We start from the raw sequence: 15,535 nt of genomic DNA, 5'->3' as shown, positions 1-15,535 counted from the left end.
GAGGGCCTTCAGGCTTGAGCCGGGAGCGCGATGGTGGCGCCCGTCAGCCGGATGTGTTCGCGCATATTGCCGGGCTTCACCGCGCCATCGGCTGCGACCTCGACCGGAGCGATATAAGGACCGATCGCGTTGAGATCATCGGCGACCGCTTCGGTCAGCAGCGCCCGCGCCTCGTCGGCGGTGCGCACGATCGCGGCTTCCGCAAGCTCGTCCGACCAGCTCTTCGAACCGGTGCGGTAGATCACCGCGCCGTCCCACGTGCGGTTAGCGGTGACGATCGAGGGACCGGTGATCTTGATCTTCTGTTGCAGCGGAGAGGTCATTCAGACGGGTTCCAGGAGTTGTGCAATCACGCCACTGAGATTCTGCTGACGCCACGGCGCCGAATGCGCCACGACGTCACCGATGATGAGGATGGCCGGGCCGCCATCGATCTTTCCGACGAGGTCCGGCAGCTGATCGAGCGTGCCGACCGCCGCCTGCGCATCCGGCCGTGTCACCCGCGCGAACACGCCAACAGGGGTCTGCGGCGAGCGGCCTGCCGCGAGCAGGCCTGAGCGCACCGCCGGCGCCGCTGTCATGCCCATGTAGACGACGACGGTCATCTTGGTGTCGGTCAGAACGGACCAGTCGACCGCCTCGGCATCGCGCTCCTTGTGCGCGGTGAGGAAGGTGATGCGCAGCGCCTTGCTGCGGAACGTCAGCGGCACCTCGAACTGCGCGGCGGCACCGATGCCTGCGGTGATGCCGGGCACGATGGTGTAGGACACGCCGGCATGGCGCAGCGCGTCGACTTCCTCGCCGCCGCGTCCGAACACGTAGGAGTCGCCGCCCTTCAGGCGTACCGCGCGCTTGCCCTCGCGTGCCGCCTCGATCAGCAGCTTGTTGACCGCGTCCTGGCCGATGCCGGGCTTGCCGACGCGGCGGCCAACCGGCACGCGCGAGGCATCGCGGCGGATACGGTCGAGAATCTCGGGCGTGACCAGTTCGTCGTAGTAGACAATGTCGGCGTCCTGCAGCGCTCGCAGCGCCTTGATGGTGAGCAGATCGGGATCGCCGGGACCGGCGCCCACCAACGTCACATGCCCTTCGCTGCGGCCGGCGTGATCGGCGCCCGCGAATGCCGTGGGATCGGCGATGCCGTGCAGCGCTGCCTCGGCTTCCTGCTTGCGCCCCGCCAGCACCAGCGCGCCGATCGGGCCGTCGACGATGCGCTCCCAGAACCGGCGGCGCAGCGGCATTTCCGCGATCCGCGGATTGATGGTCTTGCGGAAGTCGCCGATGAAGCCCGCGAGCTCGCCGATCCGAGCCGGCAGCAGCGCCTCGATGCGCTCGCGGACGCGGCGCGCCACCACCGGCGACGAGCCGCCGGTGCCGATCGCCACCACGACGTCGCCGCGATCGACGATTGCCGGGAAAATGAAAGTGGAATGCGCGAGGTCGTCCATCACGTTCACGGGCAGTCCGACGCTGCGCGCCCGCGCCGACATCGCGACGCCGATGTCTCCGGCGCCCGCGCAAAGCACCGCGATGACGCCGGCGAGATCGGCGCTCAGCGGATCGCCGTCAGCGGGTTCGATCTGGCCGTGATCGTCCTTCAGACCGCCGAGATCGAAATCGCCATCGGTCGCGTACCAACGTATCTGCGCGCCCGCCGACAACAACACCCGAAGCTTGGCGCGCACCAGCTCTCCCGCGCCGATCAGCAGCACGGGTCCGGTCTTCAGATCGAGAAACACCGGAAGATATTGCATTGCGCTCGCTGACTTCGACTCTTCGGGGTTGACTGGAATTATTTTCTATATAAGTGTCACGCCGCGGACGTAAAGAGAAAATTTTTTCCTGGCTTCGCCATAGAATTTTCTCCCAAGCAGGCGATGGCTAGCAGCATGCACATTCTCACCAACGACGTTTCCAGAGACCGGTTGCCCTCTTCCGAGCTCGAGCAAGCATCTTCCATGCCGCGCGTGCTGAGCGCCGCGCCGACGATGGATCATCTCGACCAGCTGGAGGCGCAGAGCATTTACATTCTCCGCGAGGCCTTTGCACGGCTGAAGAAGCTGGCGCTGCTGTGGTCGCTGGGAAAAGATTCCAACGTGATGATCTGGCTCGCGCGCAAGGCCTTCTTCGGCCGCGTGCCGTTTCCGGCCATGCATGTCGATACGGCCAAGAAGTTTCCGGAGATGTACGCCTTCCGCGATACCTACGCGCAGGAATGGGGACTTGATCTGCGCGTCGAGCCGTGCCCGCCGATCGATGCCGTCGATCCCACGCTGCCGCCCGCCGCGCGCTCCGCGGCGCGCAAGACCGAGGGCCTGAAGATGGCGCTCGCCAAGCACGGCTTCGACGGCCTGATCGCCGGCATCCGCCGCGACGAGGAGGCAACGCGCGCCAAGGAGCGCGTGTTCTCGCCGCGCGGCGCCGAGGGCCATTGGGACGTCCGCGACCAGCCGCCGGAGTTCTGGGATCACTTCAACGCCTCGCCGCCGCAGGGCGCTCACTTGCGCATCCATCCGATCCTGCATTGGACCGAGGCCGACATCTGGGCCTACACCGCGCGCGAGAACATCCCGATCATCCCGCTGTATCTCTCCAGGAACGGCAAGCGCTATCGCTCTCTCGGCGACCAGGACATCACTTTCCCCGTGGCGTCGAACGCGTCGAACATTCCGGAAATTCTCGCCGAGCTCGAAAGCACCAAGGTGCCGGAGCGTGCGGGTCGCGCGCTCGACCACGAGACCGAGGACGCCTTCGAGCGTCTGCGCGTCGCCGGCTATCTCTGAAGCGGAGCGCGAGGTCATGAACATGAGAGTCCCGTCCGCTGCTCCCGCCACGCCGAACGGCACCACCCGTCCGCAGGTCAGCATCGTCATCGTCGGCCATGTCGACCACGGCAAATCGACCCTGGTTGGTCGCCTCTTGCATGAGACCGGCAGCCTGCCCGACGGCAAGCTGGAGATGCTGCAGGCCGTCTCGGCCCGCCGCGGCATGCCGTTCGAATGGTCGTTCCTGCTCGACGCGCTGCAGACCGAGCGCGACCAGGGCATCACCATCGACACCACCCAGATCCGCTTCCGCACCAATGCGCGCGAGGTCGTGCTGATCGACGCGCCCGGCCATGCCGAGTTCCTGCGCAACATGATCACCGGCGCCTCGCAGGCCGACGGCGCGGTGCTGATCATCGACGCACTCGAAGGCGTGCGCGACCAGACCCGCCGCCACGGCTATCTCCTGCATCTGCTCGGCGTCCGCCAAGTCGCCGTGGTCGTCAACAAGATGGACCGCGTCGATTTCGGCGAAGCGCGTTTCAACGACATCAAGGCCGAGATCTCGGCACACCTCGAGGGCCTCGGCGTGAAACCCGTCGCGGTCATTCCGATCTCCGCCCGCGACGGCGACGGCGTGGCAGCGCTCACCTCACGCATCGGCTGGTACAAGGGCCCGACGGTGGTCGAGGCGCTCGACGGCCTCGAGCCGGCGAAGCCGCTGTCCAGCTTGCCGCTGCGCCTGCCGGTGCAGGCGATCTACAAGTTCGACGACCGCCGCATCGTTGCCGGCCGCGTCGAGGCCGGCGAGCTGCGCACCGGCGACGAGATCGTGATCATGCCGGCCGGCAAGATCGCGAAGATCAGGACCGTCGAGGGCTGGCCGCAGACGCCGGTGACCACGGCGCAAGGCGCCGGCCGCTCGGTCGGCATCACGCTCGACCGCGAGCTGTTCATCGAGCGCGGCGACGTCATCGCCCATGTCGGCCGCGAGCCGCAGGCGGCGCGCCGGCTGCACGCCCGCATCTTCTGGCTGCACGACCAGCCGCTCGCCAAGGGGGACAGCATTCTGGTCCGGCTCGGCACCCGCGAGGCGCGCGGCAGCGTGGTCGCGATCGAGAAGGCGGTCGATCCGGGCTCGCTGTCGAACGAAGAGAACGCCTCCATCGCGCGCAACCATGTCGGCGAGATCGAGATCGCGCTGACCCAGCCGGTCGCCGTCGATCCCTACACCGAGAACGCGCGCACCGGCCGCCTCGTCATCGAGGTGCAGGGCCGCATCGCCGGCGGCGGTCTGGTACTGTCGATCGCGGCCGGCAAGCGCGCCGCTCCCGTCGACATCATGCCGGTGGAATCCGCGCTGCAGCCGCAGGAGCGCGCCGACCGCTATCGCCACAAGGGCGCGGTGGTCTGGATGACCGGCCTGCCCGGCGCCGGCAAGTCGACGCTCGCCCGTGCCTTGGAACGGCGGCTGTTCAGCCGCGGCGGCGCGCCCGTGCTGCTCGACGGCGACACCGTGCGGGCCGGCCTCAACAAGGATCTCGGATTCACGCCGGAAGACCGCGCCGAGAACATCCGCCGCCTCGCCGAGGTCGCGACCCATCTCGCCCGCAACGGCCACATCGCGATCGTCGCCGCGGTGTCGCCGGCGCGCGAGGACCGTGCCGCCGCGCGCCGCGTCGCCGGCGATCTGTTCCGCGAGATCTACGTCGCCACCGCGGCCGAGATCTGCGAGAGCCGCGATCCCAAGGGCCACTACGCCAAGGCCCGCGCCGGCAACTTGCAGAACTTCACCGGCATCGGCACCGACTACGAGCCGCCGCTGGACGCCGAGCTGGTGCTCGACACCGCCACCCGCGGCATCGCCGACGCCACCGACGAGCTGGAAGCACTGCTGGCGAAGACCGGCGTGCTGTTCGACGACATCGCCGACCTCGGCGCGAATATCTGACGTCTGCCGCTTCAGGCTCCCAACGCCTGGAGCGACAGTCTGACCCAAACCGTCCTTCATACCCAATTTGCAGCTCCGGCTTCGGAGCTGACCCTCATGGTGAGGAGCCCGCCCAAAGGCGGGCGTCTCGAACCACGAGGCCCCACTGTGGCCTCGCCCTTCGAGACGCTCGCCTTCGGCGAGCTCCTCAGGGTGAGGGGAACCGACATTCCGTGAAAACGAGGAGCGCCGTCTTCGACGAGGCATCGCCGCGGCGACGATTGGAGCTCAAGCCGCGTCACAGCGCGCCGACATAGGCGGTGAGATCGTCGAGCTCGGCCTCGGTCGGCAGCCGCGACTCCATCTTCTTGGCGTAGAACTCCCACATCAGCTTGACTGCGTCGCGCAGCGAGGCCGTGCGGCCGTCGTGGAAATACGGCGCGGTCGATGCCGCCGCGTGCAGGGTCGGCACCTTGAACTTGCCGCCGGTGCCGATGTCGTCCTTGCTCTTCTTGTCGAAGCTCGGCAGCTGGTGGCAGGTGCCGCAGCCGCCGTCGCCAACGTACAGATCGAAGCCGCGCTTGACCGCGGCGCTCGCATCCGGCCGCGGCGTGCCGTCCTCCTTGACCTGCCAATTCGCCGGATAGTTCAGGGTGCGGACATAGGCAACCAGCGCCGCCAGCGTCTCCGGCGACGGCTCCGGCCCCTTCATGCGGTTGACGATGATGCCGCGGATGCTGTCCTCGAGCGTCGCCGCCTGGCCCTGCCAGCCGAACACCGAGCGCTCGCCGACGCCCCACAAGGTCGGCGTATTCCGGCCATTCGGATCGCCGTCGGCGACGACGTCGAGCCCGACATAGGTCTTGTTGTTGGTGTGCCCGGTCGAGAAATGACAAGTGGCGCAGGACGCCTTGCTGCCGCCCGACAGGCTCGCATCGTTGAACAGCAGCAGCCCCTTGGCCGCGAGCTCGACCTCCGAGAGCTGTGCCGGCGGCGTCGCGGCCGCACCGACGGTCACCGGCTGCGCGACCGGCGTCTCCGGCGCCGCCGTAGCAGCGGGCGGAGCCTTCGGCTTGCGCGGCGCCGCGGCCGCATGCCGGGTCCTCGCTGTCTGCGCCGGCGTCGGCGCCGCAGCGGCATGCACGGATTTCGGCCTCCACGCAGCCGCCAGCATCTGCAGCAGCGACGGCTTCTTCTCGACCGCGCGGATGTAGGGAGCGGTCGACAGATCGGCTGCGAGCGCCGGCAGCGCGAGCAGGCTCAAACACAGGACGACCGACTTGAGCCCAGTGAACGCCATCACCCGTCTCCCCCCCCCCGCACCCCATAGATGCAAGTCGTTATCGATAGCCTTTACGTCTGAAGTGGGACTGAGCGGGGGCAATGAGTCGGCGCAAGCAGAGCGCGAGTGCTGCGCAGGTGTGTCGCGATTGGGAACGGCAGGCCGCACTTGCGTGACCGCGGTCACGGTGGTCCTCGGCACGCGCTCCTACACATCAGCGCATCACCGCCGCGAAGTCCGACGCGGAGCGCGGCGGAAACCCATTCACACACCGGCCATCGACCACACCTCGTTCAAACATTCACGGAGATCATCATGTCGCGCTCCATCCTCACGACCATCGGCTTCGCCCTGTCCCTGATCATCTCCGGCCTCGGCGCGATGTCCCAGGCCCAGGCCGGCGGCGCCTACGGCCCCGACACCTGCAAGATCGGCTACGTCTGGCGTGAGGCCTATCCCGGCGACCACACCTGCGTGACGCCGGACCAGCGCGCCCGCGCCGCGCTCGACAACCGCCAGGCCGGCAACCGCGTCAGCGCCACCGATCGCACCTACGGCAGCAGGACCTGCCGCCCAGGCTACGTCTGGCGCGAGGCCTATGACGGCGACACCACCTGCGTCACCCCCGAGCAGCGCGCCCGCGTGAAATACGACAACGCGCGCGCCAACGGGCGTTATCAGTAAGATCGTTGAAGCGGACGGCAGTGGCGGGCGACACAATGTCGTTCGCCAATTGCATTCTCGCCTTCCTCAAGCACGTGCACGCCACCCCTTGCACGACCACGCCCCCGCGGCGACAATCGCGGCGGGGATGCTGGGGGAAGGCCGATGGCCGCGCGACCGTTTCGAACAATGTTGATTGTCGCGATGACGATGGTCATCGCGAGTCCATCAAAAGCTCAGCCGTCAACCACGCCACCGGCGCCGATCGCCGAATTTGGCGCGCTGCCTGATGCGATGATCTTCTACGTTGCGCATGGTCCGCGCGACGCCTGCGGTCCGGGCTGCGCCGACTGGATCGCGGCCGAAGGCACGATCCGGTTCGACACGTTCAAGCGCCTGATCGCGATCCTCGACCGCCAGTCCGGCCGCAAGCTTCCCGTGATCATCCACTCTCGCGGAGACGCCGATCTCGACGTCGCTGTCAGCATGGGTCGCATCCTGCGCAGCCGCGGCATCGATGCCGGCGTCGGCCGCACGCAGGTGGAGGCCTGCCGCGACAAGTCGAGAACCGATTGCCTGGCGCTGAAGCGCGCGGGCGGCCCCTTCGACGCCACGCTCGATGCCTCGCGGATGCTGTGCGAGATGTCCTGCTTTCTGATGCTGGCCGGCGGCGTCCACCGCAGCCTGCCGCCCGACGCGAGTGTCGAACTGGTCGGCACGGAGATCCGCAACCGGCTCGCGCCCAATGTCTCCGCCGAGCACCGCGCTGGCCTGACCACCTATTACAGTGGGCAGGCTCGACTCTATCTGCGCGAGATGGGCATCGACCCAGGAATCCTGGACATCGTCGACCGCAATTGGGCCGACCGCAAACGCCCGACCGACGTGCCGCCCTCGGCGTGGCTGAAATTCGGCCTGGTGACGTCGGGGGCGCTGTAGCGCGCGACGCTCGCGGGACACGCAAGATCCGCAGGTTGCACAATGCGACGCCGAAGGCGGCGCGTTCCCACGGTCAGATATCGCTCGAGCGCGATCAGCGACAGCGGCCTCAAAGTTCGGCGTTCAGTCCTTTCTGCAAATACGAGACGATATTGGGACCGGATTTGTTCGCCAGGACATCGGCAATCCAGGCTTGGCGCTCATGCGCCTGCACCGCGAGCTCCCAGACGCAAGGGCCATAGTGATCGGAGCTGACGTCCAAGAACCGCGTGGGATCGTCCAATGAGGCTTTGAAGTGATGATGACGGAGGATGTCGCCATCCTCCCAGCGGTCGATGAGCAGCCACACGCCGGCAAGGCCGACATGCAGCGTGATGAAGCCGATATTGGTATCGACGTCGGTCTCGGGCAGGTCGCGCAGAACGGAAGCGCTCTTGCTCCAGCCGGCTTCCACGATGTCCACGAGCCCCGGCACATCGCGAACGATGGTGATGACGTGGATCTTGACCGACCAACGGCCGCTCGTTCGTGCGCCAAGAAACGAAATGATGCGGGGTCGATACGTGTAAGCAGCAAGACGGTCGATCGTTTGCATCGCGCCCAAGTGATCCAGGTGGTGTAGCGTGCGACGGACGTCACAGTCGATTCATGCTATCATGCGCTGCGAACCTGCGCGATGGGGATGAATCGGGAGCCCGGGATGTGGAAGTCGCTGTGGCGAACCTGGACGATCGACAAGCCTGCCCTGCTGGGCCACTGGCTGTGGGAGGTGCTGGTTGTGCAACTCGCAGCGCTGCTGGACCGCCTGACGCTGCGCAGGATCATCGCTCTCATCCCCGTCGTCATTCTCATCATCGCCTATTATCATCGCATTCCGATCCCTCCCGAGTTGATGCTCGTCGGCGACATCGTGGCCTATATCGACATCTTCTCGGTGCTGGTGCTGATCGGCATCCTCAGCCGTGTCACCACGATCCTGTTCGTCGTCAGGCAGACCGCCCATCGGATCGTACAGCTCCCTCACGCTCTGATGTCGTCGATCCGTGGCGTCCGCCGTCGGCGCGAGCACGTCACCGCGAAGCGACTAGGCGCTGACGCGATCCAGGGCAGCGACGACGAGCGAGCCGCCGCGTGCAGCCTGGCCTGGGCCTAGCGCGCTGTTTCCACTCGTCCAGTCAGCTCATGCCGCGTTGAATCATCCACATTCGTGCGGAGGCCAGACGTCAAATACAAGCGCGCTGCCCATGACTGCGCCCTCTCCCCTTGTGGGATTCTAGCGACAGGGCGCAAGTCTACGACCTAGTTGCGCGACACGGGCGTTCGTTCGTAGAGATCGGCGACGCGACAGATCAGACCAAATCCCGGCAACGACAGATCGTCCGCGGCGTCGAGCGTGGTCGACGTCCATCCGCCTTCGCTGCGGAGGTCGAGGGAGACCCCCATCCGGTCCTGGGCGATGACGAGCACGGCGAGACAATGCGGATGCGCGCGATACAGCTCGCGCTTGACTTCGATCCAGCGCCGGTCGGTGCCTGGCACGATCACCTCGTCGGTGTCGGAGATTACCTCCGCGAGCAGATAAGCCTTGTCGACGAAACGCTGACCGGGATCATACTCGGCGTCGATCACGCCGACGTCCGGCTCAGGCCTGAAATCACCTGTGCCGAGATCGAGCCTGGGCCGTTGAGTGGGAAGCCACGCAGGCGCATGCCGCGCCAGCGTATCGTTCAGCAGTCGTTCGAGATTGCTGGCGATCCGGTTGTGCGCGATGGTCGGCGGGGTCATCATCATGGCCACGCCTCCGACCAACTCCCAGCGCTCGTGATCCGGCCGCCGCGCCTGGAAGCTGCGGAACTCCGAGGCTGACATCCGGCCTGCGCGGTCATGAACTGCAATCTGCATCGACGCGATCCGATGGTTGGGCGAATTCTAGCATTGGACACGTTCAGAGGGGGAGTCGGCCCGTAGACGCCCCCGACGCTGCGCGGGGACCGGGGCGCCTCCTCCTTGAGGAATCATCAACTGCGCGAACCAGACGATCTGGCCTTCAATAGCTCGGTCCATCGTCCAGGCTGCGCCTCAAGCGAACCTTCAAGAGGCCAACCTGGGGCGGTTTCGATGAGGTGAACAAGCGTCCATGCCAAGCCAAAGCAGTCGTCGGGCCCCAATAAGCTGACCAGAGCTTCTGCATCCTCCTCGCAGATCGGCTGCTCGACCTTCAGCAGCAATCCCTCGATTTTCTTCAGAGTCTCGACATCCGCAACATGCGAATGCGGCAGAGCACCCAGTGCCAGAAGCTCCCTCACGGCCGCCTGCATCCTGCCTACCTCCTTGTATCGGTCTCGCCCTGCAACGTCGCGCCAGCACCCTCAAATCTGCTGCTCAGCAAACCCGAATTCACCTGGCACCTCAACCTGATTTGCCCCGTCCAGTCCCCGCCGAAGAAATATTTATCTTTCATTTTTTCCGAAATCATGCTTATCTCTCCCCATCCCGTCCCACACGAGGGACGTTTCGCGACCGTCACGGACGTCGGGTGCGGGATGCGGTGGGCGTTTCGGGCTGCGGCGTGTTCATTCATGTCGACGGACAGTCCCGGGGCGCACGGCCAAGCCGTGGGGTTCTGGCATCCCGATGCTGATGCCACGCCGGCGATGACGCCAACGCGTCGCGCGGGCAACGGTGACCACAAGCCCGGGCACCGGGGAGACCACGGAGCAACCGTCAATCCATCGCGCAGGGAAGGCCGGATGTCCGGCTCGTACCTGTGGTGACTGCCGCCTGCATTCTTTTTCTGCAGGCGGGCCATGGGTGCAGCCTGCACCCGGCCTTCCCTGCGCCTCTCGTTTCGAGGGGCGAGCCACTTGCAAAGCTCGGACGCGAACGCGCGCCGCGAGGACGCGGACAGCTGTCCGCAAATGCACGTTCCAAATAGGCAGCAAGATGTATCCTCAGGCGTCATTGCGAGCGAAGCGAAGCAATCCAGACTGTCTCCGCGGCGGCAGCCCGGATTGCTTCGTCGCTTCGCTCCTCGCAATGACGGCGGTGCCTGGTGATGACGGCGAAGAGGATGGCGGCAGGATCAAATGCGGCGGCCGACGGTTGTTGGCTGTTCCCAGAGCGCCCCGGTCCACCCGCCCTGCCCCTCCCCCGACCAACTGCGATACCCCTCCCCCCTTCCTTGGCCCCCGCTTTGGCGCTAAATGCACTGCACAAGCCGCCTCAGAGGCGGCCATTTCAGCATTCCGGACACGCGCAACGTCGCCCTTATTCGAGAGAAACGTCTCATCATGACCCGTATCGACGCCCATGGACTGAAGATCGCCCCCGTTCTGTTCGACTTCATCGCCAAGGAGGCGGCGCCGAAGACCGGGATCGATCCGGACGCGTTCTGGGCCGGCGTGGCGGCGATCCTGCGCGATCTCGGCCCCAGGAATCGCGAGCTGCTCGCTTTTCGCGATGCCCTGCAGGACAAGGTCGACGCCTGGCACCTCGCCAACAAGGGCAAGGCCTTCGATCTCGGCGCCTACACGGCGTTCCTGAAGGAGATCGGCTACCTGCTGCCCGAGCCGGCGACCCACAAGGTCGAGACCGCCAATGTCGACGACGAGATCGGCAAGATCTGCGGCCCGCAGCTGGTGGTGCCGCTGACCAACGCCCGCTACGCCCTGAACGCGGCGAACGCGCGCTGGGGCTCGCTGTACGACGCTTTCTACGGCACTGACGCCATCCCGCATGATCCGGGCGAGGCCGGCCGTGGCTACAACAAGGGCCGCGGCGACAAGGTGATTGCCAAGGCCAAGGCCTTCCTCGACGCCGCCGCGCCGCTCGCCACCGGCAGCCACACCGACGTGACCGCCTACAGCGTCATCGCCGGACAACTTTCAGCCAAGCTGAAGAGCGGCAACGCCACCGCGCTGAAGGATGCCGCGCAGTTCGCCGGCTACCAGGGTTCGGCCGAGGCGCCCTCCGTGATCCTGCTGGCCAACAACGGCCTGCACATCGAGGTCGTGATCGACCGCAGCCACGTCATCGGCAAGGACGATCCGGCCGGCGTCTCCGACATGATCCTGGAGGCCGCGGTCTCGACCATCCTCGACATGGAGGACTCGGTCGCCGCCGTCGACGCCGAGGACAAGGTGCTGGTCTATCGCAACACGCTCGGCCTGATGAACGGCACGCTGTCTGCCGATTTCGAGAAGGGCGGCAAGACGCTGACCCGCGCTCTCAACAGCGATCGCAGCTACACGACGCCGTCCGGCGGCACGCTCACTTTGCACGGCCGCAGCCTGCTGCTGATCAGGAATTGCGGACACCACATGTTCACCGACGCCGTGCTCGGCGCTGACGGCGAAGAGATTCCGGAGGGCATCCTCGACGCCGCGGTGACCGGCCTGCTGGCGATCCACGACCTCAAGGGCAGCTCAAAGACCAAGAACAGCCGCACCGGCTCGATCTACATCGTCAAGCCGAAGATGCACGGCCCCGACGAGGTGGCGCTGACGGTCGAGCTGTTCGCCCGCGTCGAGAAGCTGCTCGGCCTGCCCGAGAACAGCATGAAAGTCGGCATCATGGACGAGGAGCGCCGCACCACGGTCAACCTCAAGGCCTGCATCCAGCAAGCCTCCAAGCGCATCGTGTTCATCAACACCGGCTTCCTCGACCGCACCGGCGACGAGATCCACACCTCGATGGAAGCGGGTCCGATGATCCGCAAGAACGAGATGAAGGCGCAGCCCTGGATCAAGGCCTATGAGGACTGGAACGTCGACATGGGCCTGATCGACGGTCTCCCCGGCCATGCCCAGATCGGCAAGGGCATGTGGGCGGCGCCGGACAAGATGGCGGACATGCTGGCGCAGAAGATCGGCCATCCGCAGGCGGGCGCCACCACGGCCTGGGTGCCGTCGCCGACGGCGGCGACCCTGCACGCCCTGCACTATCACCAGGTCAACGTGAAGGCCCGCCAGGACGAGCTCACCAAGGGCGGCCCGCGCGCCAAGCTCGGCGACATTCTCACCATCCCCGTCTCGAACTCGAACTGGGCGCCGGACGACGTCCGCCAGGAGATCGACAACAATTGCCAGGGCATCCTCGGCTATGTCGTGCGCTGGATCGACCAGGGCGTCGGCTGCTCCAAGGTGCCGGACATCCATGATGTCGGCCTGATGGAGGACCGCGCGACCCTGCGCATCTCCAGCCAGCACCTCGCCAACTGGCTGCACCACGGCGTGGTCAGCAAGGAGCAGGTGATGGATTCGCTGAAGCGCATGGCTGTCGTGGTCGACAAGCAGAATGCCGGCGACCCGCTGTACCAGCCGATGGCGCCGTCATTCGACGGCGTCGCGTTCAAGGCGGCCTGCGACCTCGTGTTCGAAGGTCGCACGCAGCCGAACGGCTACACTGAGTACATTCTCACCGCTCGCCGGCGCGAGGCGAAAGCGAAGGCCTGATGACAAGAAAGCCCCGGCCATCCGCCGGGGCTTTTTTTTAGTCTGAGGGAGGTAACATGAAACCCGACTAGAACACCGCGATGTATTTCAGCAGCGAGATCACGCCGAGCACGATGACGATGACCCGGCAGATCTGCTTGGCCCGGCCATCCAGCGGCAGCAGGTTGATCAGATACAGGATCAGGATGACGACGAGGAAGGTGACGAGAGCACTGACGATCATGGCTGGGCCCCTGGGAGACATGGATGCGCTGGTTCTGCCGAGCTAACCCGTTCGAACGCCTGAAGTTCCCAAACCGGAACTGAGACACAATCCCGTTTCCCCGTAGTTCCACGGAGCGAATGATCATCCAGTTTTTTACTGCTTTCCGATCGAATGAGGTGAATCGGAGATAAAAATGCTCAATCGCCTGACCATTTCTGCGCTGCTCAAGACCGTGATCGCGCTCACCGCCTTGGTGGTCGTGGCCGTCTTTTCGCTGAGCGCCTGGAGCTCGTGGGGACGGCTGCAAACGGCCAGCCGCATGGCGGCGGTCGCCGATGCGTCTTCCGAGATCTTCATGGTGATGACCAATCTGCGCGCCGATCGCACGACGACGCCCCGCACCCTGAATGCGGACGCCATGCTGGACGCAGATACGGAGAAGTATTTGCGCGGCCTGCGCGACGCGATGATGCCGGCCGCGGCACGCGCGATCGAAATTCTGTCGACGCTCGAATTTCCGCGGCGAGCCGAGTTGATGCCCGAGTTCGTTCGCCTGAACAAGCTGCAGCTCGCGCAGCAGATGGAGTACTGGACCGAGATCGCCAAGCCGAAGGCGTCGCGCCGCCTCGCCTTGGCCAAGGAATACGTCGAGGCGCAGGACGCAGTCCTGGCCTTGACCGAAAATCTCGCCAACGTGCTCACGTCGAGCGTCAACCACCAGAGCGCAACTGTCGATCAGTTGCTGGCGATCAAGCAAACGGCGTGGCTGCTCCGCAGCACCACCGGCGACGCCTCGGCCGCCGTCGGCAGCATGCTGTTGGCCGGCAAGGTCACGCCGGAAGCGCAGACCGCCTACACCAAGCTGGTGGGCGGCGCCGAAGCGGCGTGGAAGGCGCTTGAGCTTGCAACGTCGGGCATGGAGCTGCCGACTGCGCTCGCCGCCGCCATGGCGGAGACGAAGACGTCCTACTTCGATGGCCAGTACACCGGCGCCCGCGATCGCATGGTGGCAGCCATCGCCAAGGGCGAGAAGCCGGAAATGACCGGCAATCAGTGGAGCGCCTTCTCCGTCTCGCGCATGACCAGCGCGGTGAAGGTCGCAGAATCGGCGCTGCAGACGGCGAAGGAGTTTACCCAGGCCGAGCGCAGCGCCGCGACCCGTTCGTTGATCGTCCAGTTGTCGCTGCTCTTTGCCGCCGTCGCGGCGGGCATCGGCGCAATGGCGGGCCTCAGCCGCCGGGTGATCCAGCCGCTCAATCGCATGCGCGATGCCATGCTGGCTGTCGCGGGCGGCGATCTCGGCGTCGACACCGGCTACTCCGGGCGCCAGGACGAGATCGGGGCGCTTGCCAAGGCGCTCGAGACGTTCAAGCAGCAGGCCACCGAGAAGCTCGCAATCGAGGCCCAGGAGCGCGAGCGTAACGCGGCCGCAACGGCGCGACAGCGCTTGATCGAAACCTATGTGGCGGAGTTCGAAGGGCTGGTGCGTGGCTCGCTGGAGCAGCTTGGCCGCGCGTCGTCCGACATGCAGGCGACGTCGGCGGGCCTGACCAACGTTTCGCGGCAGACCAATACCCGCGCCGAGGTGGCCTCGAAGGCCTCGAATGACGCCTCGATGAGCGTGCAGACGGTGGCCTCGGCGGCGGAGGAGCTCAACGCCTCGATCGCCGACATCTCCAAGCAGGCCTCGCATGCCGCTGGGATCGCCAGCCGCGCCGTCGAGCAGGCGCGCATGACCGACGGCACCGTGCAGGGTCTGTCGCAATCGGCCAACCGCATCGGCGAGGTCGTCGGCCTGATCAACAGCATCGCCTCGCAGACCAATCTGCTGGCGCTCAACGCGACCATCGAGGCGGCGCGCGCCGGCGAGGCCGGCAAGGGCTTTGCGGTCGTCGCGTCCGAGGTCAAGACCTTGGCGAGCCAGACGGCGAAGGCGACCGACGAAATCTCGGAGCAGATCGCCGACATCCAGCGCGTCGCCAATGACGCGATCGATGCCATCCAGCGCATCGGCGGCATCATCGGCGAAGTCAACGAGGTCGCGACCGCCATTGCCGCCGCCGTCCAGGAGCAAGGCGCCGCGACGCAGGAAATTTCACGTAGCACCCAGTTTGCGGCTGACGGCACCAAGAACGTCTCCGACAACATCACCGGCGTAAAGTCGGACGCCGATGCCGCGGCGGCCGCGGCCGAGAACGTGCGCAACGCGTCGGAGACGCTGGAGCACCAGAGCAGAAACCTTGGTCATCAGGTCACGGATTTCCTCGGCAAGATCCGCGCGGCGTAAGCGCGTCGCCG

General features: G+C 66.0%; 14 protein-coding genes. 7 read left to right on the top strand and 7 right to left on the bottom strand.

Annotation, left to right across the window (positions count from 1 at the left end):
- Positions 1–8 precede the first annotated feature (8 nt).
- Entirely contained in the window at positions 9–323 is a 315-nt protein-coding gene (locus NLR35_RS09920) for a DUF2849 domain-containing protein (RefSeq protein WP_257166376.1), read from the bottom strand.
- A complete protein-coding gene (gene cysG, locus NLR35_RS09915) occupies positions 324–1,754 on the bottom strand; it encodes a siroheme synthase CysG (protein ID WP_257166375.1) in 1,431 nt (476 codons plus the stop codon).
- A 204-nt stretch (positions 1,755–1,958) separates the two neighbouring features.
- On the opposite strand from cysG, the gene cysD reads away from it, so the two are divergent.
- Positions 1,959–2,783, top strand: coding sequence for a sulfate adenylyltransferase subunit CysD (gene cysD, locus NLR35_RS09910; RefSeq protein ID WP_257166374.1), 825 nt, complete (start codon positions 1,959–1,961; stop codon positions 2,781–2,783).
- 16 nt (positions 2,784–2,799) lie between these two features.
- Positions 2,800–4,716 (top strand): adenylyl-sulfate kinase, encoded by a 1,917-nt coding sequence (cysC, locus tag NLR35_RS09905; protein ID WP_257166373.1) that lies wholly within the window; start codon positions 2,800–2,802, stop codon positions 4,714–4,716.
- A gap of 277 nt (positions 4,717–4,993) precedes the next feature.
- Here the strand turns inward: cysC and NLR35_RS09900 are convergent, their stop codons facing one another.
- A complete protein-coding gene (locus tag NLR35_RS09900; RefSeq protein ID WP_257166372.1) occupies positions 4,994–5,995 on the bottom strand; it encodes a cytochrome-c peroxidase in 1,002 nt (333 codons plus the stop codon).
- A gap of 297 nt (positions 5,996–6,292) precedes the next feature.
- On the opposite strand from NLR35_RS09900, the gene NLR35_RS09895 reads away from it, so the two are divergent.
- Positions 6,293–6,661 carry a hypothetical protein gene (locus NLR35_RS09895; protein WP_257166371.1) on the top strand — a complete coding sequence of 123 codons (369 nt, stop codon included), beginning with the start codon at positions 6,293–6,295 and terminating at the stop codon, positions 6,659–6,661.
- Between the two features lie 183 nt (positions 6,662–6,844).
- Positions 6,845–7,579 carry a hypothetical protein gene (locus NLR35_RS09890; RefSeq protein WP_257166370.1) on the top strand — a complete coding sequence of 245 codons (735 nt, stop codon included), beginning with the start codon at positions 6,845–6,847 and terminating at the stop codon, positions 7,577–7,579.
- Between the two features lie 109 nt (positions 7,580–7,688).
- Here NLR35_RS09890 and NLR35_RS09885 read toward each other — a convergent pair whose 3' ends face one another.
- Positions 7,689–8,174 (bottom strand): hypothetical protein, encoded by a 486-nt coding sequence (locus NLR35_RS09885; protein WP_257166369.1) that lies wholly within the window; start codon positions 8,172–8,174, stop codon positions 7,689–7,691.
- Positions 8,175–8,279: 105 nt separating this feature from the next.
- On the opposite strand from NLR35_RS09885, the gene NLR35_RS09880 reads away from it, so the two are divergent.
- Positions 8,280–8,732, top strand: coding sequence for a hypothetical protein (locus NLR35_RS09880; protein WP_257166368.1), 453 nt, complete (start codon positions 8,280–8,282; stop codon positions 8,730–8,732).
- A gap of 146 nt (positions 8,733–8,878) precedes the next feature.
- On the opposite strand, the gene NLR35_RS09875 is transcribed toward NLR35_RS09880, so the two are convergent.
- On the bottom strand, positions 8,879–9,481 hold the full coding sequence (locus NLR35_RS09875) for a Uma2 family endonuclease (RefSeq protein ID WP_257166367.1): 603 nt from the start codon (positions 9,479–9,481) through the stop codon (positions 8,879–8,881).
- A 116-nt stretch (positions 9,482–9,597) separates the two neighbouring features.
- Positions 9,598–9,897, bottom strand: a complete 300-nt coding sequence (locus NLR35_RS09870) for a hypothetical protein (protein ID WP_257166366.1) — start codon at positions 9,895–9,897, stop codon at positions 9,598–9,600.
- 972 nt (positions 9,898–10,869) lie between these two features.
- Between NLR35_RS09870 and NLR35_RS09865 the strand changes: the two genes are divergently transcribed.
- Positions 10,870–13,032 (top strand): malate synthase G, encoded by a 2,163-nt coding sequence (locus NLR35_RS09865; protein ID WP_257166365.1) that lies wholly within the window; start codon positions 10,870–10,872, stop codon positions 13,030–13,032.
- Positions 13,033–13,099: 67 nt separating this feature from the next.
- Here the strand turns inward: NLR35_RS09865 and NLR35_RS09860 are convergent, their stop codons facing one another.
- Positions 13,100–13,255: a Thivi_2564 family membrane protein gene (locus tag NLR35_RS09860; RefSeq protein WP_008960435.1), complete on the bottom strand. Its 156-nt coding sequence runs from the start codon at positions 13,253–13,255 to the stop codon at positions 13,100–13,102.
- Between the two features lie 175 nt (positions 13,256–13,430).
- On the opposite strand from NLR35_RS09860, the gene NLR35_RS09855 reads away from it, so the two are divergent.
- Entirely contained in the window at positions 13,431–15,524 is a 2,094-nt protein-coding gene (locus NLR35_RS09855; RefSeq protein WP_257166364.1) for a methyl-accepting chemotaxis protein, read from the top strand.
- Positions 15,525–15,535 lie beyond the last annotated feature (11 nt).

The organism is Bradyrhizobium sp. SRS-191, assembly GCF_024586915.1.
In the GTDB taxonomy this organism is placed as follows: Bacteria; Pseudomonadota; Alphaproteobacteria; order Rhizobiales; family Xanthobacteraceae; genus Bradyrhizobium.
The sequence above is the reverse complement of the archived record's forward strand: the minus strand, read 5'-3'. Positions and strand labels throughout refer to the sequence as shown.

Excerpts from the sequence above, each read along its gene's own strand:
- NLR35_RS09880 (WP_257166368.1), top strand. The coding sequence starts at position 8,280 with ATGTGGAAGTCGCTGTGGCGAACCTGGACGATCGACAAGCCTGCCCTG.
- cysC (WP_257166373.1), top strand. The coding sequence starts at position 2,800 with ATGAACATGAGAGTCCCGTCCGCTGCTCCCGCCACGCCGAACGGCACC.
- NLR35_RS09865 (WP_257166365.1), top strand. The coding sequence starts at position 10,870 with ATGACCCGTATCGACGCCCATGGACTGAAGATCGCCCCCGTTCTGTTC.
- NLR35_RS09890 (WP_257166370.1), top strand. The coding sequence starts at position 6,845 with ATGACGATGGTCATCGCGAGTCCATCAAAAGCTCAGCCGTCAACCACG.
- cysG (WP_257166375.1), bottom strand. The coding sequence starts at position 1,754 with ATGCAATATCTTCCGGTGTTTCTCGATCTGAAGACCGGACCCGTGCTG.
- NLR35_RS09870 (WP_257166366.1), bottom strand. The coding sequence starts at position 9,897 with ATGCAGGCGGCCGTGAGGGAGCTTCTGGCACTGGGTGCTCTGCCGCAT.
- NLR35_RS09885 (WP_257166369.1), bottom strand. The coding sequence starts at position 8,174 with ATGCAAACGATCGACCGTCTTGCTGCTTACACGTATCGACCCCGCATC.
- NLR35_RS09875 (WP_257166367.1), bottom strand. The coding sequence starts at position 9,481 with ATGCAGATTGCAGTTCATGACCGCGCAGGCCGGATGTCAGCCTCGGAG.
- NLR35_RS09855 (WP_257166364.1), top strand. The coding sequence starts at position 13,431 with ATGCTCAATCGCCTGACCATTTCTGCGCTGCTCAAGACCGTGATCGCG.
- NLR35_RS09920 (WP_257166376.1), bottom strand. The coding sequence starts at position 323 with ATGACCTCTCCGCTGCAACAGAAGATCAAGATCACCGGTCCCTCGATC.
- NLR35_RS09860 (WP_008960435.1), bottom strand. The coding sequence starts at position 13,255 with ATGATCGTCAGTGCTCTCGTCACCTTCCTCGTCGTCATCCTGATCCTG.
- NLR35_RS09895 (WP_257166371.1), top strand. The coding sequence starts at position 6,293 with ATGTCGCGCTCCATCCTCACGACCATCGGCTTCGCCCTGTCCCTGATC.
- cysD (WP_257166374.1), top strand. The coding sequence starts at position 1,959 with ATGCCGCGCGTGCTGAGCGCCGCGCCGACGATGGATCATCTCGACCAG.
- NLR35_RS09900 (WP_257166372.1), bottom strand. The coding sequence starts at position 5,995 with ATGGCGTTCACTGGGCTCAAGTCGGTCGTCCTGTGTTTGAGCCTGCTC.